This window comes from Streptomyces sp. NPDC040622, assembly GCF_055593965.1.
In genome coordinates this window covers 241,769-265,078 of sequence record NZ_JBVIXD010000008.1, presented here as the reverse complement: position 1 = coordinate 265,078, position 23,310 = coordinate 241,769, and the positions used below count along the sequence as shown (strand labels likewise).

Annotated in this window: 23 protein-coding genes; 10 read left to right on the top strand and 13 right to left on the bottom strand. The window is 72.0% G+C overall.

What is annotated here, in order from left to right; genetic code table 11:
• Positions 1-2 precede the first annotated feature (2 nt).
• The 9 genes from ACZ592_RS24435 to ACZ592_RS24395 form a co-directional block, all read right to left on the bottom strand.
• Positions 3-209, bottom strand: a complete 207-nt coding sequence (locus tag ACZ592_RS24435) for an MbtH family protein (RefSeq protein WP_471583742.1) — start codon at positions 207-209, stop codon at positions 3-5.
• Positions 206-1,669, bottom strand: coding sequence for an amidase family protein (locus ACZ592_RS24430; RefSeq protein WP_471583741.1), 1,464 nt, complete (start codon positions 1,667-1,669; stop codon positions 206-208). The genes ACZ592_RS24435 and ACZ592_RS24430 overlap by 4 nt, the downstream gene beginning before the upstream one ends.
• Positions 1,662-2,930 carry an MFS transporter gene (locus ACZ592_RS24425; RefSeq protein ID WP_471583740.1) on the bottom strand — a complete coding sequence of 423 codons (1,269 nt, stop codon included), beginning with the start codon at positions 2,928-2,930 and terminating at the stop codon, positions 1,662-1,664. The genes ACZ592_RS24430 and ACZ592_RS24425 overlap by 8 nt, the downstream gene beginning before the upstream one ends.
• A complete protein-coding gene (locus ACZ592_RS24420) occupies positions 2,930-4,207 on the bottom strand; it encodes a glutamate synthase-related protein (RefSeq protein WP_471583739.1) in 1,278 nt (425 codons plus the stop codon). Before ACZ592_RS24420 ends, ACZ592_RS24425 begins: the two co-directional genes overlap by 1 nt.
• Entirely contained in the window at positions 4,204-5,205 is a 1,002-nt protein-coding gene (locus tag ACZ592_RS24415) for an asparagine synthetase A (RefSeq protein WP_471583738.1), read from the bottom strand. Before ACZ592_RS24415 ends, ACZ592_RS24420 begins: the two co-directional genes overlap by 4 nt.
• Positions 5,206-5,251: 46 nt before the next feature.
• Positions 5,252-6,562 (bottom strand): methylaspartate mutase, encoded by a 1,311-nt coding sequence (locus tag ACZ592_RS24410; protein WP_471583737.1) that lies wholly within the window; start codon positions 6,560-6,562, stop codon positions 5,252-5,254.
• On the bottom strand, positions 6,559-6,963 hold the full coding sequence (locus ACZ592_RS24405; protein WP_471583981.1) for a cobalamin B12-binding domain-containing protein: 405 nt from the start codon (positions 6,961-6,963) through the stop codon (positions 6,559-6,561). Before ACZ592_RS24405 ends, ACZ592_RS24410 begins: the two co-directional genes overlap by 4 nt.
• A 155-nt stretch (positions 6,964-7,118) precedes the next feature.
• The gene (locus tag ACZ592_RS24400) at positions 7,119-7,292 is read right to left on the bottom strand and encodes a hypothetical protein (protein ID WP_471583736.1); all 174 of its coding nucleotides are present in this window, start codon (positions 7,290-7,292) and stop codon (positions 7,119-7,121) included.
• A gap of 179 nt (positions 7,293-7,471) precedes the next feature.
• Complete coding sequence (locus ACZ592_RS24395) at positions 7,472-7,834, bottom strand: hypothetical protein (RefSeq protein ID WP_471583735.1); 363 nt, start codon at positions 7,832-7,834, stop codon at positions 7,472-7,474.
• 185 nt (positions 7,835-8,019) lie between these two features.
• On the opposite strand from ACZ592_RS24395, the gene ACZ592_RS24390 reads away from it, so the two are divergent.
• The 6 genes from ACZ592_RS24390 (at position 8,020) to ACZ592_RS24365 (ending at position 14,507) form a co-directional block, all read left to right on the top strand.
• Entirely contained in the window at positions 8,020-9,018 is a 999-nt protein-coding gene (locus tag ACZ592_RS24390) for a LuxR C-terminal-related transcriptional regulator (RefSeq protein WP_471583734.1), read from the top strand.
• 105 nt (positions 9,019-9,123) lie between these two features.
• Positions 9,124-9,750, top strand: coding sequence for an SAM-dependent methyltransferase (locus ACZ592_RS24385; RefSeq protein ID WP_471583733.1), 627 nt, complete (start codon positions 9,124-9,126; stop codon positions 9,748-9,750).
• A 167-nt stretch (positions 9,751-9,917) separates the two neighbouring features.
• Entirely contained in the window at positions 9,918-10,418 is a 501-nt protein-coding gene (locus ACZ592_RS24380; protein ID WP_471583732.1) for a DinB family protein, read from the top strand.
• A 159-nt stretch (positions 10,419-10,577) separates the two neighbouring features.
• Entirely contained in the window at positions 10,578-11,522 is a 945-nt protein-coding gene (locus ACZ592_RS24375; RefSeq protein ID WP_471583731.1) for an oxygenase MpaB family protein, read from the top strand.
• The gene (locus ACZ592_RS24370; RefSeq protein ID WP_471583730.1) at positions 11,504-13,735 is read left to right on the top strand and encodes a serine/threonine-protein kinase; all 2,232 of its coding nucleotides are present in this window, start codon (positions 11,504-11,506) and stop codon (positions 13,733-13,735) included. Before ACZ592_RS24375 ends, ACZ592_RS24370 begins: the two co-directional genes overlap by 19 nt.
• Before the next feature lie 115 nt (positions 13,736-13,850).
• On the top strand, positions 13,851-14,507 hold the full coding sequence (locus tag ACZ592_RS24365) for a hypothetical protein (protein WP_471583729.1): 657 nt from the start codon (positions 13,851-13,853) through the stop codon (positions 14,505-14,507).
• An 82-nt stretch (positions 14,508-14,589) separates the two neighbouring features.
• On the opposite strand, the gene ACZ592_RS24360 is transcribed toward ACZ592_RS24365, so the two are convergent.
• Complete coding sequence (locus ACZ592_RS24360) at positions 14,590-14,763, bottom strand: CsbD family protein (protein WP_471583728.1); 174 nt, start codon at positions 14,761-14,763, stop codon at positions 14,590-14,592.
• A gap of 269 nt (positions 14,764-15,032) precedes the next feature.
• On the opposite strand from ACZ592_RS24360, the gene ACZ592_RS24355 reads away from it, so the two are divergent.
• The 4 genes from ACZ592_RS24355 to ACZ592_RS24340 all read left to right on the top strand — a co-directional run bounded on the left by ACZ592_RS24355 (position 15,033) and on the right by ACZ592_RS24340 (position 19,730).
• Complete coding sequence (locus ACZ592_RS24355) at positions 15,033-15,203, top strand: hydrophobic protein (protein WP_361174109.1); 171 nt, start codon at positions 15,033-15,035, stop codon at positions 15,201-15,203.
• A gap of 217 nt (positions 15,204-15,420) precedes the next feature.
• On the top strand, positions 15,421-16,971 hold the full coding sequence (locus tag ACZ592_RS24350) for a phytoene desaturase family protein (RefSeq protein WP_471583727.1): 1,551 nt from the start codon (positions 15,421-15,423) through the stop codon (positions 16,969-16,971).
• Between the two features lie 84 nt (positions 16,972-17,055).
• The gene (locus ACZ592_RS24345) at positions 17,056-18,183 is read left to right on the top strand and encodes a nitronate monooxygenase (RefSeq protein WP_471583726.1); all 1,128 of its coding nucleotides are present in this window, start codon (positions 17,056-17,058) and stop codon (positions 18,181-18,183) included.
• Positions 18,180-19,730: an acyl-CoA synthetase gene (locus tag ACZ592_RS24340; protein ID WP_471583725.1), complete on the top strand. Its 1,551-nt coding sequence runs from the start codon at positions 18,180-18,182 to the stop codon at positions 19,728-19,730. The genes ACZ592_RS24345 and ACZ592_RS24340 overlap by 4 nt, the downstream gene beginning before the upstream one ends.
• 232 nt (positions 19,731-19,962) lie before the next feature.
• On the opposite strand, the gene ACZ592_RS24335 is transcribed toward ACZ592_RS24340, so the two are convergent.
• From ACZ592_RS24335 to ACZ592_RS24325, 3 genes are read right to left on the bottom strand one after another with little or no spacing between them, the layout of a single operon-like run.
• Positions 19,963-20,769, bottom strand: coding sequence for an SDR family NAD(P)-dependent oxidoreductase (locus ACZ592_RS24335; protein ID WP_471583724.1), 807 nt, complete (start codon positions 20,767-20,769; stop codon positions 19,963-19,965).
• Positions 20,770-20,773: 4 nt separating this feature from the next.
• Positions 20,774-22,312 carry a class I adenylate-forming enzyme family protein gene (locus ACZ592_RS24330; protein ID WP_471583723.1) on the bottom strand — a complete coding sequence of 513 codons (1,539 nt, stop codon included), beginning with the start codon at positions 22,310-22,312 and terminating at the stop codon, positions 20,774-20,776.
• Positions 22,312-22,968, bottom strand: a complete 657-nt coding sequence (locus ACZ592_RS24325) for a hypothetical protein (RefSeq protein ID WP_471583722.1) — start codon at positions 22,966-22,968, stop codon at positions 22,312-22,314. The genes ACZ592_RS24330 and ACZ592_RS24325 overlap by 1 nt, the downstream gene beginning before the upstream one ends.
• Positions 22,969-23,310 lie beyond the last annotated feature (342 nt).

Genomic DNA, 23,310 nt, shown 5'->3' with positions numbered 1-23,310 from the left:
CGTCAGCCGCGCAGCGCGGCGAGGCTCGCGGGCCGCAGGTCCGTCCAGTGCGTCTCGACGTACGCCAGGCACGTGGCCCGGTCGGCGGGTCCGTGCGCGGTGTCCCAGCCGGAGGGGACCTCGATGGCGGCGGGCCACAGGGAGTGCTGGTTCTCGTCGTTGACCAGCACGAGGAAGTCGGCGTCGGTGGCGTCGAAGGGGTTGGTCATCGCAGGGCTCCTTCGGGTTCGGTGGGTGCTTCGTCTTCGGTGGGTGCTTCGTGGGAGGAGGTCGTCCGACCGGCGAGGTGCGGGATCGGGCGCGGGCCGCAGACCGACTCGACGGCGGTGGCGATCGCCAGCGCGTCGCGGGTGCGGGGCGGGCCGAACACCGATATGCCCACGGGGAGCGCGTCGTGCGGTCCGCTCGGGACGGTGACGTGCGGGTAGCCGGCCAGGGCGGGGACGGTGGAGGTGTTGCGGGTGCGACGGTCGCCGCCCACGTGGTCCACCGGCCACGCCGGATCGCTGGTCGGCGCGATGACAGCGGACACGCCGTGCCCGTGCAACGCGTCGCGCAGCAGGGTGCGGGCCCACTGCCGGGAGCGGGCGCGCCGGGCCGGAGCCAGAGCGCGCTGCTCGTCGGTGACCGCGAGAGCCCGTTCGAACAGGTCCTGCCCGAACGGTGCGTCGAGCGCCCGGGTGGCCTCGACCAGCGCGGCCAAGGTGGGCGGCGCGCCCCGGCGACCGGCGAGGTAGTGCTCCAGGCTCGGCCGGAACTCCGCCACCAGGGCCTCCAGCGCGTCGTTCAACACGCCGGAATCCACAGTGAGTTCGACCGGGACGACGGTCGCCCCGGCCGCGGCGAGCGCGTCGACGGTACGGTCCAGGGCCTGTTGGGCGGCCGGGGCCATCAGCCGGCCCGGCCACACCCCGAGTCGCAGCCCGGCCACATCGACGGGACCGGTCGGCTCCTCGCCGGTCAGCGCCGCCAGACAGATCGCCGCGTCGGCGCAGCAGCCCGCCAGCACTCCGGGCGTGTCCAGCGCCGGTGAGATCGGCACGATGCCACCCAGCGGCAACAGGCCGTGCTCGGGCTTCACGCCGACGACGCCGTTGACGGACGCGGGGCACACGACCGAACCGTCGGTCTCCGTGCCGATCGCCAGCGGGACCACGCCCGCGGCCACCGCGGCGGCCGAGCCGGACGACGATCCGGCGGGGCTGTGATCGGGTGCGTGCGGGTTCCACGTCTGGCCGCCGGCCCCGGACCACCCCTCGATCCCTCGCACGGAACGGAAGTTGCCCCACTCGGACATGTTCGTCTTGCCGACCAGCACGGCGCCCGCGGCCCGCAGCAGCCCCACCACGTCGGCGTCCGACGCGGGAGGGTGCTCCGTCAGGAGCGGCGAACCGGCCGCCGTGGCTAGGCCGCAGGTGTCCACGTTGTCCTTGACCAGGACCGGTACCCCTTCGAGGGGCCGCGCACGTCCCCCGGCCAGGCGGCGGTCGCTGATCCTGGCCTGGGCGAGCGCGGTCGGATCGACCGCGAACACCGCGTTGATCCGCGCGTCGACGGTGGCGATCCGCCTCAGGGACGACTCCACCAGATCGACGGCCCGTACGTCCCGGCGCCGCAACCGTGCGCCCAGCTCGGCCAGCGAGGGCCAGGAGCCCGAGAACTCAGTCAAGGCGGGCCTCCCGCAACGTCCGTGAGGTCAGGAACACCGCGACCGCCGCGGCCGCGACGACTCCGTGCAGGCCCAGCGTCACCGCGAAGCCGAAGGAGTCGACGGCCACTCCCATGAGGAGGTTGCCGAGCAGCGGAGCGGTGAACGAGAGCAGCGACATCAGTGCCATCACGCGGCCGCGCATCTCCTCCGCCGCACAGCGCTGGATCAGCGACATCAGCACCAGGCTGGCCTGTGCGGTGGCCGCGCCCATCAGGGCGTAGCCACCCGCCGCCGCGGCCACCGAGTGGACCTGCCCCAGCAGGACGAGCACCAGCGCCTCGCCGGTCACGCACACCACGAGGACGGCGGCGGCCCGTCGGCGTACCGGCAGCGCGAGGCTGGTCAGGAACGCGGCGGCGGCGCCGACCGTGAACGCGGACAGCAGCACACCGGCGCCCGTGGTGCCCGCGTCGAGCGAGTCGGCGAGCAGGACGAGGCCGACGTTGATCGGTCCGGCTCCCGCGAGCTCCACCAGCCCGACCACGCCCAGCAACAGGCGCAACTGCCGGTGCCGTGCGGCGTACCGCATCCCCTCGGCGACCCGGGTGATCAGCCGGGTCCGGTCCTGCGGGACCGAGGATTCCCCCTCGCCCGGCCCGCGCCCGGCGGAAACCGTCGCCCCGCGCGGCCCGCAGACCGCCACCGCCGCCGCCGACACCAGGAAGCTCACCGCGTTCGCGGAGGCCACGGCCACCATCCCGCCGAGGCCGAGCAGCCACGCACCGACCGGACCGCCCGCCGCCTGACCGGCCCGCAGACCGATCAGGTAGAGGGCGTTGCCCCGCACCAGGTGCTCCGGCGGCAGCAGCAGGGGGCGCAGGGCGCCGCTCGCGGGCAGGAAGAACGCGCCGAGCAGACCCAGCACCGCGGCGACGCCGAACAGTACCGGCACCGACGGCCCCGTGATCGCCACGGCAACCGCCGCGACGGCCATCAGCACCCCACGGGCCAGGTCCGACCACACCATCACCCGGGCGGGACCGTGCCGGTCGGCGACCGCGCCCGCGCCGAGCAGCGCGGCGATCCGCGGCACCCCGGCCAGCGCGAGCACCGTGCCGGCGGTCGAGGCGCTGGTCGACCCGACCACCGTCGACGCGAGGGCGATGGTCCACGCCGCGTCACCCACGCTCGACAGGCCGGTGGCGCCGACGAACGAGAGGTAGCGGGGGGACACCGGACCGGTGCGCACGGGGGAGGCCTCCACGGTGCCGGCGGACATCAGCGCACGTCCGACGGGAGCGGAGCCGCTTCCCGGTGTGCCACGGCCGACGGAGCCCAGACGTCCTCGGCGGACAGGGCGTCCGGCCGGTACTTGCCCAGCGCGCTGATGAGCAGCCGCATCTCCAGGGCGATGCACTCGACGAGCCGGCGCAGACCGTCCCGCGGATCCTCGTCCACGGCCAGCAGCGCCGCCCGGCCGAGGCCCACCGCGCGGGCGCCCAGGGCGAGGGACTTCACCGCGCGGGTGCCTTCCCACATGCGCCCGGACACCAGCAGACAGCCGTCGGGGACACCGATGCGGCGCAGGCACTCGGCGAGCGGCAGGCCGACACCGGCGAGGAACGCCTTGGGCGCCCAGCCCGTCCCGCCCTCCGCGCCGTCGACGGTCACGGAGTCGGCGCCGGCGGCCCACGCCACCCGGGCGGCCTCGCCCACGTCGCGGCCCGGCGGCAGCTTCACCCACACACGGGCCCGCGGGTAGTTGTTGCGCATCAGGCGGATCTGCTGGCGCAGCACCTCCTCGGTGAACGTGCCGGGGCTCGCGCAGCGCAGTTGCCGTCCGCTCGCCCCGTCGAAGACCCGCTCCACGGCGAACTGCCCGGCCAGCGCGGCCGCCCGGGCGTCGTCGACGACCGTCATCCCGCCGAGGCCCGGCTTGGCGCCCTGGCCGACCTTCAGCTCCAGTGCGAGGCGGCCGCTGTCCAGCAGGGGAAGGGCGGCCGGCGCGCTGTAGATGAGGTTCCACACCTCGGCGTCGGCGTCCTCGGTGCTCTGCTGGACGACGACCCCGCCGATCCCGTCCGGTACGGCGTCCGCGTAGGCCCGTATCCGCCCCAGCAGCGTGGCGTCCTCGGCGCCGGTGAGCTGGCCGGACCCGTTGACCGGGGCGACGTTCTCGCCGATCACCATGGGGATGCCGAGGGCGCCCGCCTGCCGGCTCGCGGCCTGCCCGAGGTCGGCGCTCGCGACCTGCGTCGATCCGAACGCCGAGAGGTAGAGCGGCAGCGCGGAGGCGAAGCCGCCTATCCGGGTGCCCAACTCGACGTCGCTGTGCAGCGGTTCCCGTGCGAGGTCGATCAGCTTCTCCAGCCGCTGCGGCATGAACACCGGGGGTACGAGACGGGCCTCGTCCAGGAGGTCACCGCCGCGCTCGTCCCCGGCGCCGAACAGGGCGCGGCCGTAGTCGTGGAGCTCGGGGAACGCCGCCGCCGGTCCGCCGCGGGCGCGTTCGCGCACCTCCGCGTCGGGGAAGTGGCCGGCTCGCAGGACACTCACGGGGCCACCACCCCGGGGACCTTGGGGAAGGCGCTGGCCTGCCACGCCGAGTGCAGTCCCGCGATGTAGCGGGTCAGGCGCTCCAGGCCGATCCCGAAACCGGCGCTGGCGGGGATGCCCTCGCGGACCACCTTCAGGTACCAGGCGTACTTGGCGGGGTTCTCGCCGGTCTCCCGCATCCGGGCGATGATGGTGCCGTAGTCGTGCTCGCGCTCGCCGCCGCTGCACAGCTCGCCGTAGCCCTCGGCGGCCAACAGGTCGAAGTTGCGCAGGTGCCCGGGCCGGTCGGGGTTCTCCTTGTCGTAGAACCCGCGCGATCCCTTGGGGTAGTCGGTGACGAAGAAGGGCTGGTCGGACTTGGACGACAGCAGGGCCTCGCCGGTCCAGTCGATCTCCGCGTCCGGATTCTGGTCGTGGCCCATGGAGTGCAGGTCGGCGACGGCGGACGCGTGGGTGCGCCGGCCGAACGGTTCCTGCGAGAGCAGTCCCGTGAACGCGTCGGCGTCCCGGCCGAGTACCGCGAGCTGGTCGGGGGCGCGCTCCACGACCCGGCGCACGATGTGTTTGACGACGCCTTCCGCGACCGCCATCGCGTCTTCCCTCGACGCCCCCGCGATCTCCACGTCTATCTGGTGGAACTCGGCGAGGTGGCGGCTGGTGGAGCTGGTCTCCAACGGCTCGAGGCGGACGTTGGGAGCGACGCAGAAGATGCGGTCGAAGGCGGTCAGCGACGCCTGCTTGTACAGGATCGCGCTGGTCATCAGTTTGTAGCGGTGACCGTAGTAGTCCACGTCGACCTGCTTGGCGCCCCGGGCGCCGGGGTCGGTCACCGGGCCGATCACGGGCGGCAGCAGCTCGGTGAACTCCTGCCCGGACAGATACTCGCGGGCCGCGTTCAGCATCGTGTGCTGCATGCGCAGCACGGCCTGGGTGACCGGGGACGTCAGGTGCTCGCGCGGGTCGCCGGGCGAGGTGGGGTTCTGCTGGGTGATGTCCATGCCGGACTCTCCTTCGTGAGGTGGCGGGGCGTCGGAAGGGGGATGGTCAACCGACGCCGAGCGTCGAGTCGTCGGCGCTCACGGCTCGTTCCAGAGCGGCGCCGTCAAAGGTCTGTTCTACGTAGGACAGGGAGCGCAGGAGCTGTGCGGCGTCCGCCCCGTGGCGATCGTCCCTCTCCACGAGGCCGCCGAGCGGGAGGGCCCCGGTGTGCGACCAGCGCAGGCGGCCGGTCGCGTCGACGGTCGAGCGCGTGCGGCCCGCGTTGTCGGGATGCAGGCAGTACGGCACGTCGAGATAGCCCCGCTGGACGGCCCGCACCAGGGCTTTGCCCAGGTCGGCGTCGAGATCCAGGACGGCCTCGACCAGGGTTGTGGCCTCGGTGAGGATGCCGGTGTCCGGCGGTTCGGGCCGGACGATCGCGCGTTCTGCGTCGGCCGAGGCGCCGGCGACCCGCAGCGCGGTCACGTTCTCCTCGACGGTGGGAATGCGGTGGGCCTCGGCGACCGTCTTGACGATGAGCCGCTCGGCCCCGGTGCGCACCGCCAACCGGGCGGCCTCCGCGAGCAGTTCGGTCGCGCCGCCCTCGGTCCGGGGGAACACGCCCATGTACGTGTAGAGGACGACGTGCCAGTCGGTGTCGGCGAGGAACCGGTTGGCAAGGCACCGCAGCGCGCGGACCGCCTCGGCGTCCTGCTCCGGGTGCGTCTGCTGCGCGTAGCTGAGGGAGACGCTCTCCACGCCGTGCTGCCGGAAGAACATCCCCTCCAGCACGCTGATGGCCACGAGCAGGCTCGGCGGGCAGAGCTGGCCCATCATGCAGCCGCCGAAGGACTCAAGGTGCGGCCGTACGCCGCTCTCGCGCAGCTCGGCGAGGAGTTTGCAGGACTCGGCCCAGTAGCGGACGGCGTCGGCGACGGGAACGCGGCTGTAGGGCAGGCAGTACGAGAGGGGGCCGCCCTCGCTGGCGTGGAGGCCGCACGCGCCGAGCGCGGCGAAGATGTCCTGCGGCCGTGCGGAGCCGTGCCGCACCTGCACCGGGAAGGTGTCGTCGTGCAGGCCGTTGAGGACTTCGCGGGTGAACTCGGGCGGGTAGGCCACGATCGGGTAGCCGTTCAGGGGGTCGCCGGCGGCCAGGGCCGCGTAGACGGCGGCGTGGTTGCCGACCCGGGTGAAGCTGTCCAGGGTGATCGTGCCGACCGCGCACACCCCGGCCTCCCGCACGGCTCGCAGACCGGCGCGCATGCCCGCGGGATCACCGATGCCCATCCTCGGCTGGACGACCAGCCGGCCGGACGCCGTGGCCCGGGCGACGAAGTCCCCGAAGGACAGGGCGGTCCCGGCGCCGTCGGTACTCATGACGAGACGCCCTGCGGCAGGCGTGCCAGGAAGGTGCGGAACGCGCCCATCCCGCTGCCGTCCTCGAAGACCCCGTCGAATCCGGCGTCGGTCAGCGCGGCGGCGCGCTCGCGCCCCCCGGACCCGCCGATGCCGAGCTTGCCGCCGATGACGACGGACAGCCGCGCCAGCTCCTCGTGGGCCCGCAGCTTGCCGATGACCCGCTTGCCCTCGTGGAAGCCGTGCCCGTTGACACTGCTGATCACGACCAGGTCGGGGGTGCGGCGCAGGCAGTTGTCGAGCAGCAGCTCATCGGGGACACAGGCGCCCAGGTTCACCACGTCGTGCCCCCACTCCTCCAGCAGCAGCTGGAGGTACACGAGATTCCAGGTGTGCGCGTCGGAGGCGAGGCTGGTGACCATGATGCGCAGCCCCTGTATGCCGCTCGGCTTTCGTCCGTTCAAGGCGGTGCTCATCTCTCTTGCGGGAAGGGATGGGTTCGTCGAGGGCGGATACGGGTGTGGCGGATAGGGGTGCGGGGGGTACGGGTGTGAGTGAGGCGGTGCGCATGGCGTGCTCAGTCCCAGCCCGTGGTGTCCTTGGACTGCGCGAGGGAGGCGGACCCGGCCGCCGACACGTGCGAGGTGGTGCCGTCCGCAGGACCGTCGGTGAGGGTGACGGCCCCCAGGACCGGAGCGGTGGCGAGGACGAGAACCGCGACGAACTTCGTGAAGCGGGCACCAGTGGACATGACGAACTCTCCTCTTGTGAAGGACGGGTGGCGTGGATCGCGCTGAACCGGGAGGGAAGTGGCGTGCACCCGAGCCGGAGCGTCCCGCGGTTGACGCTCCGACCCGGCCGCCGCCCCGTGTCTGCGGGGCGTCCCTTGTTGCCGGTGAAACAAGATTCGCCTGCCGCTCCGGTGCGCCGCTAGGTCTTGCCGGTGTCCTGATCCGGCCCTCGCATAGTCCGTCCACCGTCGCCCTCGGCGTTCCAGAGCCCGTCATAGAACTGCGGCACGAGCGCCGCCGAGCAGGTCGCGACACGGGCGCCCCGCAGCACGTACTCACCCTCCAGCGCGCGCGTCACGAAGGCGCGTGCCGTGCCCTCCGCCTCGGACAGCGAACCGGCGGTCACGAACACCCCGACCGTCAGTTTCCGGTCCACGTCCGGATGGATGCTGATGTGCTGGATCCCTTCGTGACGACGTGCGTGGGATCGAAAGATCGCCCTGAGGCGCTCGGGCTCAGGGGGATCGACCGCCAACTGGACCCGTGCGTGAACAAGCTGCATCTTCCGAGCTTGCGGAAGGCGACGCGGAGCCAACAAGGCGAGCTCGCGGCCGGTCTATGCCAGGTCCCGAAGCGGCCAGTGCCGCGGGCGAGTTTCGGTCAGAGAACACGAGCATCTCCCGCCGGGCTACTGTGAGTTGATAGCACTGATGTGATGGGCACCGATCGGTCGACTGAGGGGGCGGGGTGCTGGACGCGCTCGGACTGGACGACACCTGTGCGAACGTCTACAAGGCCCTCCTGGCGCAGCCACAGGCGAACCTGGCGGAGCTGCGGGCCATGCTCGGCCTCACCGAGGCCGAACTGGGCGGCTCGCTGGACAAGTTGAGTGAACTGGCGCTGATCCGCCCGTGTCTCGAGGAGCCCCACATCTTCCGCGCCGTCGACCCGGAGCTCGGCATCCAGGTCCTCATCGCGCAGCAGCAGGAACGACTCGTCGCCGAACAGCAGAGAGTCGAGCGGCTCCGCGCCGCCGCCATCCGGCTCGCTGCGGACTTCGCCGCGAGCCGCCCCCGCAAGAACGTGGCCGACGTCGAACAGCTCGAAGGCATCGAGGAGATCCGGGACCGCATCCACGTGCTGGTCCGCGAGGTCAAGACCGAGGTGATGACCTTCGCCCCCGGCGGTGCGCAGAGCGCCGCCAGCATGGAGGCGGCCAAGCCGCAGGACGAGGAGCTCCTGGGGCGCGGCGTGCGCATGCGCACGCTCTACCTCGACAGCGTCCGCAACAGCCAGGCCACCGTCGCCTACGCGAAGTGGCTCACGGAACTCGGCGGTGAGGTGCGGACCACGCCCTCCCTGCCGGTACGCCTCATGATCATGGACCGCGACGTCGCCATCGTGCCCACCGACGGCGAGAACAGCGCCGCGGGCGCCCTCGTCCTGGGCGCGGACGGCACCCTCACCGCGCTCTGCGCCCTGTTCGACTCCCTCTGGGAGAGGGCCACTCCGCTCGGCACCGTCCCCCGCGACCGCGACGAGGACGGCCTCACCCCGCAAGAGGTCGAGGTCCTGCGGATGCTGGCCAACGGCCTGACCGACGAGGCCGTCGCCAAGCGCCTCGGCGTGTCCCCGCGCACCGCGCGCCGCTTCGCCGCCGACCTGATGGAGAAGCTGGGCGCGCGCAGCCGTTTCCAGGCCGGCGCGCGGGCGGTCGCGAAGGGCTGGTTGCGCGGGGACGAGTAGTGGGGCCGGCGCACTTTGCCGGATCGGCAACATCTCGTGCGAAATCAGGGGAGGGGAGCGAGGCTGAAGCCCGTTTCCCGACAGAGCCCGACACGAGGAGCCCCGATGAGCACCACCGACGCGGTCACGTTCTGGGACGACGTCTATGCGGCCCGCCCCGCCGCGCACGCGCCGCGGCCGAACGCACGCCTCACCGAGACGGTCACGGACCTGCCGCCCGGCGAGGCCCTGGACCTCGGATGCGGCGACGGCGGCGACGCGCTGTGGCTGGCCCGGCAGGGATGGCACGTCACCGCTGCCGACGTCTCGGCGGTGGCGGTCGAGCGGCTCGCCGGCCTCGCCGCCGCACAGGGCCTGGGCGACCGGATCCACGCGGTACGGCACGACCTCGCGGAGTCGTTCCCGCAGGGCGTGTTCGATCTGATCTGTGCCCACTACTTGCAGACGCCCCTCGAACTGGACAGGGCCACCGTCCTGCGCACGGCCGCGCACGCCCTGCGCGCCGGCGGTCGGCTGGTGGTCGTGGACCACGGATCGACCGCGCCGTGGTCCTGGAACCAGGACCCCGACGTCCACTACCCGACCCCGCGGGAAGTCGTCGACGGCATGGATCTGGACTCCGCTGCCTGGACGGTGGAGCGGGCCGAGGCGGTCACGCGTGTCGCGAACGGGCCCGAAGGGCGCACCGCCGAGGTCATCGACCACGTGATGATCTTCCGCCGCACCGCCTGACCCGGAAGCCGTCTGACCTGGAAGCCGTCTGACCTGGAAGCCGTCTGACCCGGGAACTGACCCGGGAACTGACCCGGGAACTGACCCGGGAACTGACCCGGGCACCGCCCGAACCGGGCCCGAGTCAGCCGCCGTTGCGCAGTTGTCCGCCCGTCCCAGGAGACACCATGTCCACCACCCCTCGCCGCAGACAGCGCGGCGACAGCCCGCCGCCCCGGACCGGTGACAGTGAGGCCGAGGTCCTGCGCGTGTTCCTCGACTACCTGCGGACGTCGATCGCCGCGAAGGTCGAGGACGCCCCCGAACCGCAGGTCCGCGAGGCCAAAGTGCCCTCGGGCACGAATCTGCTCGGCCTCCTGAACCACCTCACCTGCGTCGAACGCGCGACGTTCCTGGGGGAGCGGGTCACTCACTGGCAGGGGACGTTCCGGGCCGCGCCACAGGACGGCGTCGCCGAGGTCGTCGCCCGCTACCGCGAAGCGGTCGAGCGGGCGAACGACGTGCTCGACGGGTGCGCCGACCTCGCCGCGCCGCTGCCCCGGCCCCGCCCGGACACGCCCGCCCCGAGCGTGCGCTGGGCGCTCACCCACCTGATCGAGGAGACCGGCCGGCACGCGGGCCACGCGGACATCCTCCGCGAACTGATCGACGGCGCGACCGGACGCTGACCCGGCGCGGTCCACCTGGTCGGTCGACGCCGACGCCGACGCCGAAGCCGAAGCCGACGCCGGTCGAGCCGGAGCCGGTCGAGAAGTTGCTGGTGTCCGCGGCACATGCTGGTCACACTGAGTCCCGGACACCGTCACGCGTCAGGAGTTGGTCGCACCATGCCCGAGCAGACTTCCGCGGCCCCGCCCGACCCCGGCCTCTTCGGGCCGGCGTCGGTGACCTGGCAGGCGCACTCCGACCCCATGATGTGGATCGCGGGAATACGGGCCCTGTACCTCCAGGCCCTGCATCCGCGCGCGGTCCGCGGCGTCATGGAGAACTCCGACTTCCGCAAGGACGCCTGGGGCCGGCTCATGCGCACCGCCCACTTCGTGGGCACCACGACGTACGGCACGACCGAGGTGGCCGAGAAGGCGGGCGCCCGCGTACGCAAGATCCACACGATGCTGAAGGCCACCGACCCGGCGACCGGGGAGCGGTACGGCGTCGACGAGCCGGACCTGCTGCTCTGGGTGCACTGCGCGGAGATCGACTCCTACCTCCACGTCGTACGCCGTTCCGGGTTCCGCCTCACCGACGCGCTGGCCGACCGGTACGTCGACGAGCACCGGCAGAGTGCCCGCCTGGTGGGCCTCGACCCGGCGGACGTGCCCGCGTCGGCCGCCGACCTCGCCGCGTACTTCGCGCGGACGCGGCCCGAGCTCGCCGCCGGAGCGGACGCCCGCGCCGTCGACGACTTCCTGCAGCGCCCACCGACGCACCCCTTGCTCGTCCCGGCACGGGCCCTGCTGTGGCGGCGCGTCGCGAACCTGGCGTACGCCTCCCTGCCGCCGTACGCCCACGAGTTGTACGGCAGGGCCGCCCCGCCGCCCGCCACGGTCACCCGCCGCCTCCGCCTCACCGGCACCGTCCTGCGCGCCGTCCCCTCCCGTGTGCGCTGGCAACTTCCGCCCAAGCACATCCTGCGCGCCGTGGCCCGGCTCGGCCCCGACACCCGCCCGGCCCCGTACAAACTCGACAGGCAGGACGCCATACTGGACGGGCCGGGGAGGGCGCAGCGAGGCAACGGGGGCGACAGCGGGAGATGGCGGACACCAGACTGATCCAGAGCCGTTACCGGCTTCTGGATCTGATCGGTCGCGGCGGCATGGGCGAGGTGTGGCGGGCGCGCGACGAGTCGCTCGGGCGTCAGGTCGCCGTCAAGTGCCTCAAGCCGATGGGGGTCCAGCACGACCAGTCCTTCACGCGCGTGCTGCGCGAACGCTTCCGGCGCGAGGCGCGCGTCGCCGCGGCGCTCCAGCACCGCGGCGTCACCGTCGTCCACGACTTCGGCGAGCACGACGGCGTGCTGTACCTGGTCATGGAACTGCTCGAAGGGCGCAACCTCAGCCAGCTCCTGGAGGACAACCAACAGCACCCCCTGCCGGTCGCCGACGTCGTGGAGATCGCCGAACAGATCTCCGGGGCCCTCGCGTACACCCATGAACAGGGCATCGTGCACCGGGACCTGAAGCCCGCGAACATCATGCGGCTCGCCGACGGCACGGTGAAGATCTGCGACTTCGGCATAGCGCGGCTCGGTGCCGACATCGGCTTCACCTCGCGCCTGACCGGCACGGGCATCGCGATGGGCACGCCGCACTACATGTCGCCCGAGCAGATCAGCGGCGAACCGGTCGACCAGCGCAGCGACCTCTACTCGCTCGGGTGCGTGCTCTACGAGATCGCCACCGGCGCCCCGCCGTTCGACATGGAGGACGCCTGGGCCGTCCTGGTCGGCCACCGCGACACCGTGCCCCGGCCGCCCCGCGAACACCGCGGCGAACTGCCCGAGTACTTCGACCGGGTCGTCCTCGACCTGCTCGCCAAGGAGCCCGCCGCACGGCCGCACGACGCGCGGGAGCTGGGCCGGCGCGTCGCCGCGGGCCGCACCTCGATCGGCTACGTGCCGACCGTCGTCACCCCGTCCGCGCGGCGCCCAGGACACCTGCCGTCGCCCGAACCGCGCCTGCCCTCCTGGACGCGCGGCATGACCACCGGGCACAAGGCGAGCGGCGCGTCCGTCCTGCGCACCACCCCGCCCGACGCGGCGGCGGGCCTGACCGGCGAGTGGATCCCGCGTGTCGACGCGCGTCGCGCCGCGGCCCCGCGCGAGCCCGAACGGCCCACGCCGTCGCCGGAGCTGGTCGCCACCCTCACCAGCCGGCACAACGCGGGGCTGAGCCTGGGGCGTCTCGGCCGCTGGTCGGAGGCCGGCGAAGTGCACCGCGCGGTCGCCGCCGAACGCGAACACGCCCTCGGCCCCGACCACCCCGACACCCTCGCGAGCCGGTACGAGGTCGGCTTCACGCTCAGCCGCACCGGCCGCGCCGCCGACGCCCTGCGCGAGTACGGCCGCGTCGCGCAGGGGCGGGAGCGTGCGCTCGGCCCCGAGCACCCCGACACCCTGGCCGCCCGCCAGGAGATGGCCTACGTCATGGGCCGGCTCGGACGGCACTTCGAGGCCCACCAGACGTACACCTCGGTGCTCGCCGTGCGTGAGCGGACCACGGGGCCCGACCATCCCGACACGCTGCGCTGCCGCCACAACCTCGCGTACAACCTGAGCCGTCTCGGCCGCCTGGAGGACTCCTACCGGCTGGCGGAGGAGGTCGCCGCGGCCCGGGCGCGGGTGCTCGGCCCCACTCACCCCGACACGCTCGTCACGCGGTACGAAGTGGCGTACGCGATGGGGCAGTTGGGGCGCTGGCCCGAGGCCCTGCAGACCTACCGCGAAGTCGCCGACGCGCGGCTGCGGGTGCTCGGCGCCGACCACCCCGACACGCTCGCCGCCCGCTACGAGGTCGGCATAAGCCTCGGCCGGCTCGGCCGCAGCGGGGAGGCCCTTGAGCTGTACCGTGCCTTGATCGACGACCGCACGCGCGTGAACGGCCCCGCCGACCCCGAGACGCTCCGGGCCCGCCACGGGCTCGGCGTGAACCTCGGACGGCAGAGCCGCTGGGAGGAGGCGCTCGCCGAGGCCCGCGACGTGTGCGCCCTGCGCGAGCGGGTGCTCGGCGCCGACCACCCCGACACGCTGGTGAGCCGCCGCGAGGTCGCCGTCGGCCTCGGCTGGCTCGGCCGCTGGGCCGACGCGCTCACCGAGTACCGCAGGGTCGCCGCGACCCGCGAACAGGTGCTCGGCCCCGACCACCCCGACGCCCTCGCGAGCCGCAACGACGAGGCGCACTGCCTGGAACAACTGGGCCGCGGCACGGAGGCCGTCGAGCTCTACCGCAGGGTGGCGGCACGGCGGCAGCGACGGGCCACCACCTGACACCTGACAAAAGCCTCTGTTCATCGCCCTGGAGGGGTACTTCAGGTCGGCGAGGAGGGCGTCGAAGACTCCGGTTCGACGCCGGCGCGTAAGCGGCGGTGGCCGCTCATGCCGTGTGCGGGGTGAACCCGCCCGACGTGGTTACCAGTGGGGTGTCCTCCCCGATCCGTGGGGCCGGGCGCAGGAGGTCAGGTCAAGGGCAACGTGGTGGAGTGGCTTTAACGCGGGGTGGGAACGGGTCGCGCAGTGGCGCAGCGCGGGGGAGAGCGCGCAGCGTGCGGTCGGGCAGGCCCGCTCGGGGCTGAACGCGGCGGAGAGCGGCCTGCCCTTCAACCCCCGGCGCCCGCTGCCCGCCCGCCGCGGCTACCTGACCTTCGAGGGCTACCGCCAGACGCTCGATGCCTTGGAGCGCGCGGTCTACCAGCTCGGTTCGCTGCCCCGGAGCCTCGGGCAGTGGCGCGAGGCGGAGAGCACCTACTCCTACGCCCCGGTCCTGCGGACGTACGCCGACTTCGCCGTCAGCCTGCGTGACATCGCCCGTGTCATCGCGGAACTGGACAGCGACACCCTCGCCGAGCAGGCCGGGGAGATGTGCAGGCTGGCGACCATCGCGCAGGAGGCGCTGCGGAAGGTCCTCGGCGCGGTCCAGGACGACGGGCTGCCGCTCTCCGACTCCTCGCGGCCCTACGGCGTCCTCGTCGTCGAGGCCGGCCGTCTGATGGAGGAGTTCCAGAACACCTGCGACGTCCTCAAGGGCACCGCCGACGTCTGAGCCAGCACCTCGGTGGGAGCCGACACCGAGGGCCGGATCCCCTCGTGGGGATCCGGCCCTCGGGCGTGGGTGGGTGTACCGGTCAGTGCTCGCCGGCGTCCTTGATCTTTTCCTTCGCCTCGCGGGCGTCGCCCTGCATGCGCTTCGCGCGGCCCTCGACGGTCAGGCGTTCGTTGCCCACGGCCCGTCCGACCGCTTCCGCGGTGGCGCCGATGGTCTGTTCGGTCTTGGCCCTGGCCTTCTCGCCGGCGGTCATGTCCGCTCACGCTCCTTGGCTTCGACATCAGGTTCTGCCCTCCGTCTGGCCACTGCGCGCGAGCGCAAACATCCTCGGAGGGATCTATTCCAGATGAGGGGTGAACTGGCCGCGCCTGCCCCTCCATGTCCGCGCGACCGGTTCGGAAGCAGAGGTTCCGGGTGTGCCCGCGGTGCGACCAGATGCCCTTCCCGGTGTGAAAGTAACGTGGTTTTCGCGTGTTTGTGTGATCGCGGAAGGAGCACACGGTGGCCAGGAGGTCGATAACAATGTTTCCCCTGATTCTGGTTCTTCTGCTGGCTCTGCTCCTGTTCGGCGCGGGCTTCGCGCTCAAGGCGCTGTGGTGGATCGCGGTCATCGTGCTGGTGGTGTGGCTGCTCGGCTTCGTGATCCGCCCGGCGGCGAGCGGTGGCCGAAAGGGGCGCTGGTACCGGTGGTGACGCGCCCCGCCGGCTGACGGCGGCACATGGGCGGCGGCACGCCACGACGGGTGGCGTGTGCGCCTGAAGGAGTGGGCCCGGCCTGGGACGGCCGGGCCCACTCCCCTGTTCGCAGGTCCGTGCCGGCCACGAACCGCGGGCAGGCGACCCCGCCGGATCGCCACGCCTGGTCCGGAACGGAGGGCCCCGGCGGCAGGCGCCCGTGCTAGGAAGAGCCATGCCTGATCGTGATGCGTACGACGCCGTCATCGTCGGCGGTGGCCACAACGGTCTTGTCGCCGCCGCCTATCTCGCCCGCGCCGGACGGTCCGTGCTGCTCCTGGAGCGGCTGGCCGCGACCGGCGGCGCCGCCGTCTCCAGCCGCCCCTTCGCCGGGGTCGACGCACGGCTCTCCCGCTACTCGTACCTGGTCAGTCTCCTGCCCAAGAAGATCGTCCGGGACCTCGACCTGGACTTCCGGGTGCGCACCCGCACCGTGTCGTCGTACACCCCGGCCGAGCGCGAGGGACGCCCCACCGGACTGCTCGTCGGCGGCGGCGAGGCCCGCACCCGGCAGGCGTTCGCACGGCTCACCGGGGGACAGCGCGAGTACGACGCGTGGCGCGGCTTCTACGCCATGACGGGAGAAGTCGCCCGCCGCGTCTTTCCCACCCTCACCGATCCGCTGCCCAGCCGCGCCGAGATGCGCGCCCGCGTCGACGACGACACCGCATGGCGCACCCTGTTCGAGGAGCCGCTCGGCGCGGCGATCGAGGAGCGCTTCGCCGACGACCTGGTGCGCGGGGTCGTCCTCACCGACGCCCTCATCGGCACGTTCGCCGACGCCCACGACCCGTCCCTGCGGCAGAACCGCTGCTTCCTCTACCACGTCATCGGCGGCGGCACCGGCGACTGGAACGTGCCCGTCGGCGGCATGGGTGCCCTCACCGGGGCCATCGCCGACTCGGCGCGGATGTCGGGGGCGCTGCTGCGCACGGGGTGCGAGGTGACGGGGATCGCCAGTGACGGGGAGCGCGCCGAGGTCACCTACCGGGCCCAGGACGGCGAACGGACCGTCGGCGCCCGCCACGTCCTGGTCAACGCCTCGCCCCAGGCCCTCGCCGCGCTCCTCGGCGACGAGCCGCCCCCGCCCGCCGAAGGGGCCCAGCTCAAGGTCAACATGCTCCTCAAGCGGCTGCCCAGGCTGCGGGACACGTCCGTCGACCCGCGCGAGGCGTTCGCCGGGACCTTCCACATCGCCGAGGGGTACGAGCAGTTGGCCGCCGCGTACGCCCAGGCCGACGCCGGATCCCTGCCCGCCGCGCCGCCCTCCGAGATCTACTGCCACTCGCTCACCGACCCGACGATCCTCGGCCCCGACCTCGTCGAGAGCGGCCACCAGACCCTCACCCTCTTCGGGCTCCACACGCCCGCCCGGCTCTTCGCGGGCGACAACGACGCCGCACGCACCGAACTCCTCGGGGCCACCCTCGCGCAGCTCGACGCGCACCTCGCCGAGCCGATCGCGGACTGCCTGGCCCTCGACGCCGAAGGGCGCCCCTGCATCGAGGCGAAGACCCCCCTGGACCTGGAGCGGGACCTGCGGCTGCCCGGCGGTAACATCTTCCACCGCGACCTCGCCTTCCCGTACGCGCAGGAGGACACCGGCCGTTGGGGAGTGGAGACCCGCCACGCGAACGTCCTGCTCTGCGGCGCAGGCGCGGTGCGCGGCGGCGGAGTCAGCGGCATCCCCGGACACAACGCGGCCATGGCGGCGCTGGGCGTGTAGACGCGACCTCACCGCACACCAAGAATCTGACACTGCATCAGAAAATCTCTTCCCTCGTCCGGGCCGCTGCGGCATCCTGCGCCCATGCAGACGGAGTTGAGCAAGAGACTGGGAGTCGAGCACGCCATCTTCGGCTTCACGCCCTTCCCCGCGGTGGCCGCCGCTATCAGCAGGGCGGGCGGGTTCGGGGTGCTCGGCGCGGTCCGCTACACCGCCCCCGACGAGCTGGCCAGAGACCTCGACTGGATGGAGGAGCACGTCGACGGGAAGCCCTACGGGCTCGACGTCGTCATGCCCGCGAAGAAGGTCGAGGCCCAGGACGGCAAGGCGCTGACCGAGGCCGACATCGAGGCGATGATCCCCGAGACGCACCGGCAGTTCGTCAGGGACACCCTCGCCAAACACGGCGTGCCCGAACTGGCCGAGGGGGAGGCGTCCGGCTGGCGCATCACCGGCTGGATGGAGCAGGTCGCCCGCAACCAGCTCGACGTCGCCTTCGACTACCCGATCAAACTCCTCGCCAACGCGCTCGGTTCACCCCCGGCCGACGTCATCCGGCGCGCCCACGACCACGACGTCCTCGTCGCCGCCCTCGCGGGCAGCGCCCGGCACGCCCGCAAACACGCCGACGCGGGCATCGACATCGTGGTCGCGCAGGGGTACGAGGCGGGCGGTCACACCGGCGAGATCGCCTCCATGGTGCTCACCCCCGAGGCCGTCGACGCGGTGGCGCCGCTGCCGGTGCTCGCCGCCGGGGGCATCGGCAGCGGGCAGCAGATCGCGGCCGCCCTCGCGCTCGGCGCGCAGGGCGTCTGGCTGGGGTCCCTGTGGCTCACCACCACGGAGGCCGACCTGCACTCGCCCGCCCTCACGCGGAAACTGCTGGCCGCCGGTTCCGGGGACACGGTCCGCTCGCGCGCCCTGACCGGCAAGCCCGCCCGCCAGCTGCGCACCCGGTGGACCGACGCCTGGGACGACCCCTCGGGCCCGGGGACGCTGCCGATGCCGTTGCAGGGGCTCCTCGTCGCGGAGGCGGTCTCGCGCATCCAGAAGTACGAGGTGCCGGATCTGCTCGGCACGCCGGTCGGGCAGATCGTCGGCCGGATGAACAGCGAACGCAGCGTCCAGGCGGTGTTCGACGATCTGACGCGCGGCTTCGAGCGGGCCGTCGACCGAGTCATCCGCATCGCGGAGAGGGGAAACCAGTCGTGAGCACACCCCCCAACGGCTTCTGGGCCCAGGCCGCCGCAGATCCCGGCCGCACCGTCCTCGTGGCGCCCGACGGCGAGGAGTGGACGGCGGGCCGGCTGCACGGCGCGGTCAACCGGCTGGTGCACGGGCTGCGGGCCGCCGGTCTCGAGCGCGGCGACGCGTTCGCCGTCGTCCTGCCCAACGGCGTGGAGTTCTTCGCCGCCTACCTCGCGGCCTCCCAGGCCGGTTTCTACCTCGTGCCCGTCAACCACCACCTGGTCGGGCCCGAGATCGCCTGGATCGTCGCCGACTCGGGCGCCAAGGTGCTGATCGCCCACGAGAAGTTCGCCGACGCGGCCGTCGCCGCGGCCGACGAGGCGAACCTCCCGGCGAGCCACCGCTACGCCGTCGGCGACGTCCCCGGCTTCCGCCCCTACGCCCAACTCCTGGAGGGCCGACCCGAGTCGGTCCCGGCCGACCGCACGCTCGGCTGGGTCATGAACTACACCTCGGGCACCACGGGCCGCCCTCGTGGCATCCGACGCCCCCTGTCGGGCAAGCTCCCCGAGGAGTCCTACCTCGGTGGCTTCCTCGGCATCTTCGGGATCAAGCCCTTCGACGGCAACGTCCATCTCGTCTGCTCGCCGCTCTACCACACGGCCGTGCTGCAGTTCGCGGGAGCGGCCCTGCACATCGGCCACCCACTGGTCCTGATGGACCGGTGGACGCCCGAGGAGATGCTGCGGCTCATCGACGCCCACCGGTGCACGCACACGCACATGGTGCCGACCCAGTTCCACCGGCTGCTCGCCCTGCCGGAGAAGAAGCGGGCCGCGTACGACGTGTCCTCGATGCGGCACGCCATCCACGGCGCCGCGCCCTGCCCCGACCACGTCAAGCGGGCCATGATCGAGTGGTGGGGCGAGTGCGTCGAGGAGTACTACGCGGCCAGCGAGGGCGGCGGCGCGTTCGCCACCGCACAGGACTGGCTCAAGAAGCCGGGGACGGTGGGCAAGGCCTGGCCCATCAGCGAGCTGGCGGTCTTTGACGACGACGGGAACCGCCTCGGCCCCGGTGAACTCGGCACCGTCTACATGAAGATGAGCACCGGCGGCTTCTCGTACCACAAGGACGAGTCGAAGACGAGGAAGAACCGCATCGGCGACTTCTTCACCGTCGGCGATCTCGGCATCCTCGACGAGGACGGCTACCTCTTCCTGCGCGACCGCAAGATCGACATGATCATCTCGGGCGGGGTCAACATCTATCCGGCCGAGATCGAGTCGGCGCTGCTCACCCATCCCGCGGTGGCGGACGCCGCCGCGTTCGGCATCCCGCACGACGACTGGGGCGAGGAGGTCAAGGCCGTCGTCGAGGTCGTCGAGGGCCGCGGCGGGGACGAGGCGCTGGCCGCCGAGATCCTCGCCCACTGCGAGCACCGCCTCGCGGGCTACAAGCGGCCGAAGAGCGTCGACTTCATCGAGACGATGCCCCGCGACCCCAACGGCAAGCTGTACAAGAGGCGGTTGCGCGAGCCTTATTGGGAGGGCCGCGAGCGCGCGATGTGACATGCATGCGGAGCCGGCCAGGCCTCATCGTGACGTCCTGCCCGGACAACCCCGTGAGCACACGGGCCACCGTCTCTCGCGTCACCCGCAGCCGCGGCCACACCTCACGCTCACCCACGAGCCGTGAGGTCAACTCGGCTATCTCCGCCTCGTCGAGTTCCTTCACCGGGACACGGGCAGCCGCCTCCCGCGTCCCCCTGGAGCGCCTCACTGGTCCCCCTGAAAAGGGTCCCTACGTTGTTTCTGAATCAATGCAGGAAAGGACGTCGTCGGGGGTGAGGAAGTCTCCGGAACGGTGGTCCGCGGCGCCGAGGGCGACGGCTACGACCGCCCGGGCGGCTCGGGCGGCGGGGACGCCCTTACCCTGCTCGAGCTGGCTGCGCAGCCATCGGGTGCGGCGTGCGTGCCAGACGGTGGGCGGGTCCTCGGAGAGGGCAGTCGAGGTGAGGCCGGCCGTGACGATGCCGGGATGCACGCTGAACGCCGTGACGCCGTGTTCCTTCGCCTCGTGGCTGAGGTTCTCGATGTACTTGATTCCGGCCGCCTTGGAGACGGAGTACGCCGACAGGCTTGGCCAGCGGTGACGGCCCGCCTCACTGCTGATGCTGATGATGCGGCCGCTGCCCTGGCGTACGAGGTGGGGCATGACGGCGTGGACAGTGGCGGCCGTACTCATCACGTTGGTCCGAAGGGTCTGCCACCACTCGTCGAGAGAGACCTCCCAGCTGGGGCCGACTGGCCCTTCGACCCCGGCGTTGTCGATCAGGCAGTCGATGCGTCCGAAGTGTTCCACGAGCCGTTCCACCGCGGATGCTGCCGCCTGCGGGCAGGTGGCATCCGCAGGCAGGGTGAGCACCTGGGCCCCGTCGGAGCGCAGGTCCTTGGCCAGCGCCTCCAGGGCGCTTTCACCGCGCGCGCTCAGTCCCGTGCGGCAGCCCTGGTCTGCCAGCCGGGCGGCGACGGCAGAGCCCAGACCGCCGGTGGCGCCGGTCAGCAGGACGACGGGTCCGGTGCTCACGGCGTGCTCGTGTGGGGTCATCGGTTCACTCGCCCCCTTCGCCAGGAGCAGTCGTGCCTGCGTGCTGCTCGCGCAGGGCCCGACGGTCGAGTTTGCCTGTCGGCGAGGTCGGCAGTCTCGTGACGACGTCGACGGTCCGCGGGACTTTGTAGCGGGCGAGCATGCCGTTGCAGTGCTCGACGAGGGCGTCGGTCTCGGGCTGTTCGCCGTCGGCCGGGACAACGAGGGCGTGCGGGATCTCGCCCCGGTGCGGATCGGGGCGGCCGAGCACGGCGGCGTCCTGGACCGAGGCGTGGCAGCGCAGGGCGTTCTCCACCTCGGTCGGATTGATGTTGTAACCGGCGCTGACGATGGTGTCCTTGCTGCGTCCGACGATGCGGACGGCGCCCCGCTCGTCCTGCAGCGCCAGGTCGCCGGTGTGCAGCCACCCGTCGGAGTCGGTGGCCCGCTGGGTGTCCCAGGAACTGACCCGGTATCCGGCGGTGACCTGCGAGCCGCGTACCCAGATCTCTCCCGGAGTGCCCGCCGCCGCGTCCTCGCCCTCCGCAGTGGGGTCGGCGAGACGGATCTCGATGCCGGGCATCGGAGTGCCGGCTGATCCAGCCATGGATCCGTCGGCCGGAGCGCAGAGTCCGGCTCCGGAGAGCTCGGTCATGCCCCAGCTCTGGATCAGGTCCAGGCCGGTTTGACGGCTCCATTTCCCCCCGCTCGCTTCACTTACTGACTGACCTGCCGTCAGGCAGCGTCGCACGTGGGGTAGTTCGACGGGGCCCGCCTCCAGGACACGCAACAGGGAGTCGTACAGCGCGGGCACGCCCTCGATGACCGTCACCCGGTGGTCGCGCATCAACTGGCTCCAGCGGACGGGGTCGTTGGAGCCACTCAGTACCAGGCGCGCACCGGACAGCAGGGTGCTCATGGCGGCGAGATGTCCGTAGGTGTGGGCCAGCGGGGAGGTCACCGCGACCGTGTCGTCCGCTTCCCGGTGCAGGCCGCGCCAGAGTTCCGTCGCCAGGTGCAGGGACTGCTCGGTCTGGACGACGCCCCTGGCGGTGCCGGTGCTGCCGGAGGTCAACATGACCAGGCGCGGCTGCTCCGGTCCCGCCCCGGTCGGCGTCGGCTCGACGTCACTGGAATTGGACTCCGGCAACAGTGCGTACTTTGGGGGAAGCGCGAGTTCCATGACGTGGACTTCGGTGCACAGCCGTTGCGCGGCACACAACTCCCGCATCTCCTCGGCCCGTTCGGCGACAGTGAACAGGTGGCGCGGGCGGGTGAGGCGCAGGGCGCGGGAGATCTCGTCGGGGGTGAGCAGCATGTTCAGCGGGGTCACTGTGGCCCCGGCCTTGAACGCCGCGAGGTAGGCGGCGATCCAGCTCGCGCCGTTGGGCGCGAGCAGTACGAGGCCATGCGGCTCGCCGGCGGTGCTCTGAGCGCCGATGCCCATGGCCAGGTGGGCGGACCACCGGTCCAGGTCCTGGTACGAGCAGCGTCCCCAGTCGTCGACGACCGCCTCTTGCTGTGCACCGGCGCCGATGGCGTTGAGCAGGCCCAGACGGAACATCAGTAATCATCTCCAGTCAGCAGGGACAGCGGCTCGTCGTGGCCGGCCACCACGTGACCGGTGGTTTCGGGCAGCGGCTGGGGCGAGAGGAAGACCGGGTTGAACCGTTCTTGGATGCACAGGACCGGAGTGCCGCGGGTGCTCATCACATAGGTCTTGCTCACGCAGGGCCGGGCGTCTTGGGACAGCGGCCACGTGGCATGCGCCACCTGCAGGATGCGACGCTCCGGCAGCAGCCCGGCGTCGGCCAGGGTGGGTCCGATGGGCCTGGAGCGGTCGGCAGCCACCGCATCGATCCGTGGCTCGACCCCGATCCGTACCACCGCGGTGTTGTCGGACACCGGCTCGCCGGCCGACGTCAGCAGGCGGGTGCGACGTACCAGGTACGCGTCGCTCTTGCGTCCCTGCAGGATGGCCCTGGCTGCAGGGGAGAGCGCAGACCCGGGCACCTGCTCCAGGCGGCGCACCTGGGCGGTCAACGTGTCGTTCACTGCGGCCTGCAGCAGTAGTGTGGTCAGGCCGTCGCTGATCAGCGTCATACGTGTCGTCGGTGAGTCGAATTCGGACACGCGGTGCGTCAGGTCGCCGCGCGAAGCATCTTCGGGCACAGGCCCGGTGTCGGGGTCCTTTTTCAGCGGACCGTCGGGATGACTCACTGAATGGTGCACAGGGAAGAACCCCTTTCGTTTCCGGAGCTGGCTTCCCGGCCGGTCGGGCAACGGACGCATTCACTGCGGCTCTCGCATGACCAGGGAAGTCGTTCGGCTTTCGACCCTGGCACGTTTCGGAATCCACACAGCAACTGAACGCGAAATCGATGACGGGCAACGAATGCGCCCAGCCTTGCCGTCGGCGACTCGTATGTGCGTCCTGAACTGCGTATTCACGGCATCGCGTCAGTATCGGGTACAGAATTTCCATGATCGAAAATGTGAATACGCTAGGTAGTCAGCGAGTTGTGCGAGGGTGCGGGCCGCCGGGTATTCCGCCGGGACACG

Excerpts from the sequence above, each read along its gene's own strand:
- ACZ592_RS24395 (WP_471583735.1), bottom strand. The coding sequence starts at position 7,834 with ATGCAGCTTGTTCACGCACGGGTCCAGTTGGCGGTCGATCCCCCTGAG.
- ACZ592_RS24400 (WP_471583736.1), bottom strand. The coding sequence starts at position 7,292 with ATGTCCACTGGTGCCCGCTTCACGAAGTTCGTCGCGGTTCTCGTCCTC.
- ACZ592_RS24360 (WP_471583728.1), bottom strand. The coding sequence starts at position 14,763 with ATGACCGCCGGCGAGAAGGCCAGGGCCAAGACCGAACAGACCATCGGC.
- ACZ592_RS24330 (WP_471583723.1), bottom strand. The coding sequence starts at position 22,312 with ATGTTCCGTCTGGGCCTGCTCAACGCCATCGGCGCCGGTGCACAGCAA.
- ACZ592_RS24380 (WP_471583732.1), top strand. The coding sequence starts at position 9,918 with ATGTCCACCACCCCTCGCCGCAGACAGCGCGGCGACAGCCCGCCGCCC.
- ACZ592_RS24425 (WP_471583740.1), bottom strand. The coding sequence starts at position 2,930 with ATGTCCGCCGGCACCGTGGAGGCCTCCCCCGTGCGCACCGGTCCGGTG.
- ACZ592_RS24415 (WP_471583738.1), bottom strand. The coding sequence starts at position 5,205 with ATGGACATCACCCAGCAGAACCCCACCTCGCCCGGCGACCCGCGCGAG.
- ACZ592_RS24350 (WP_471583727.1), top strand. The coding sequence starts at position 15,421 with ATGCCTGATCGTGATGCGTACGACGCCGTCATCGTCGGCGGTGGCCAC.
- ACZ592_RS24375 (WP_471583731.1), top strand. The coding sequence starts at position 10,578 with ATGCCCGAGCAGACTTCCGCGGCCCCGCCCGACCCCGGCCTCTTCGGG.
- ACZ592_RS24435 (WP_471583742.1), bottom strand. The coding sequence starts at position 209 with ATGACCAACCCCTTCGACGCCACCGACGCCGACTTCCTCGTGCTGGTC.
- ACZ592_RS24345 (WP_471583726.1), top strand. The coding sequence starts at position 17,056 with ATGCAGACGGAGTTGAGCAAGAGACTGGGAGTCGAGCACGCCATCTTC.
- ACZ592_RS24405 (WP_471583981.1), bottom strand. The coding sequence starts at position 6,963 with ATGGTCACCAGCCTCGCCTCCGACGCGCACACCTGGAATCTCGTGTAC.
- ACZ592_RS24370 (WP_471583730.1), top strand. The coding sequence starts at position 11,504 with ATGGCGGACACCAGACTGATCCAGAGCCGTTACCGGCTTCTGGATCTG.
- ACZ592_RS24410 (WP_471583737.1), bottom strand. The coding sequence starts at position 6,562 with ATGAGTACCGACGGCGCCGGGACCGCCCTGTCCTTCGGGGACTTCGTC.
- ACZ592_RS24355 (WP_361174109.1), top strand. The coding sequence starts at position 15,033 with ATGTTTCCCCTGATTCTGGTTCTTCTGCTGGCTCTGCTCCTGTTCGGC.
- ACZ592_RS24385 (WP_471583733.1), top strand. The coding sequence starts at position 9,124 with ATGAGCACCACCGACGCGGTCACGTTCTGGGACGACGTCTATGCGGCC.
- ACZ592_RS24335 (WP_471583724.1), bottom strand. The coding sequence starts at position 20,769 with ATGACCCCACACGAGCACGCCGTGAGCACCGGACCCGTCGTCCTGCTG.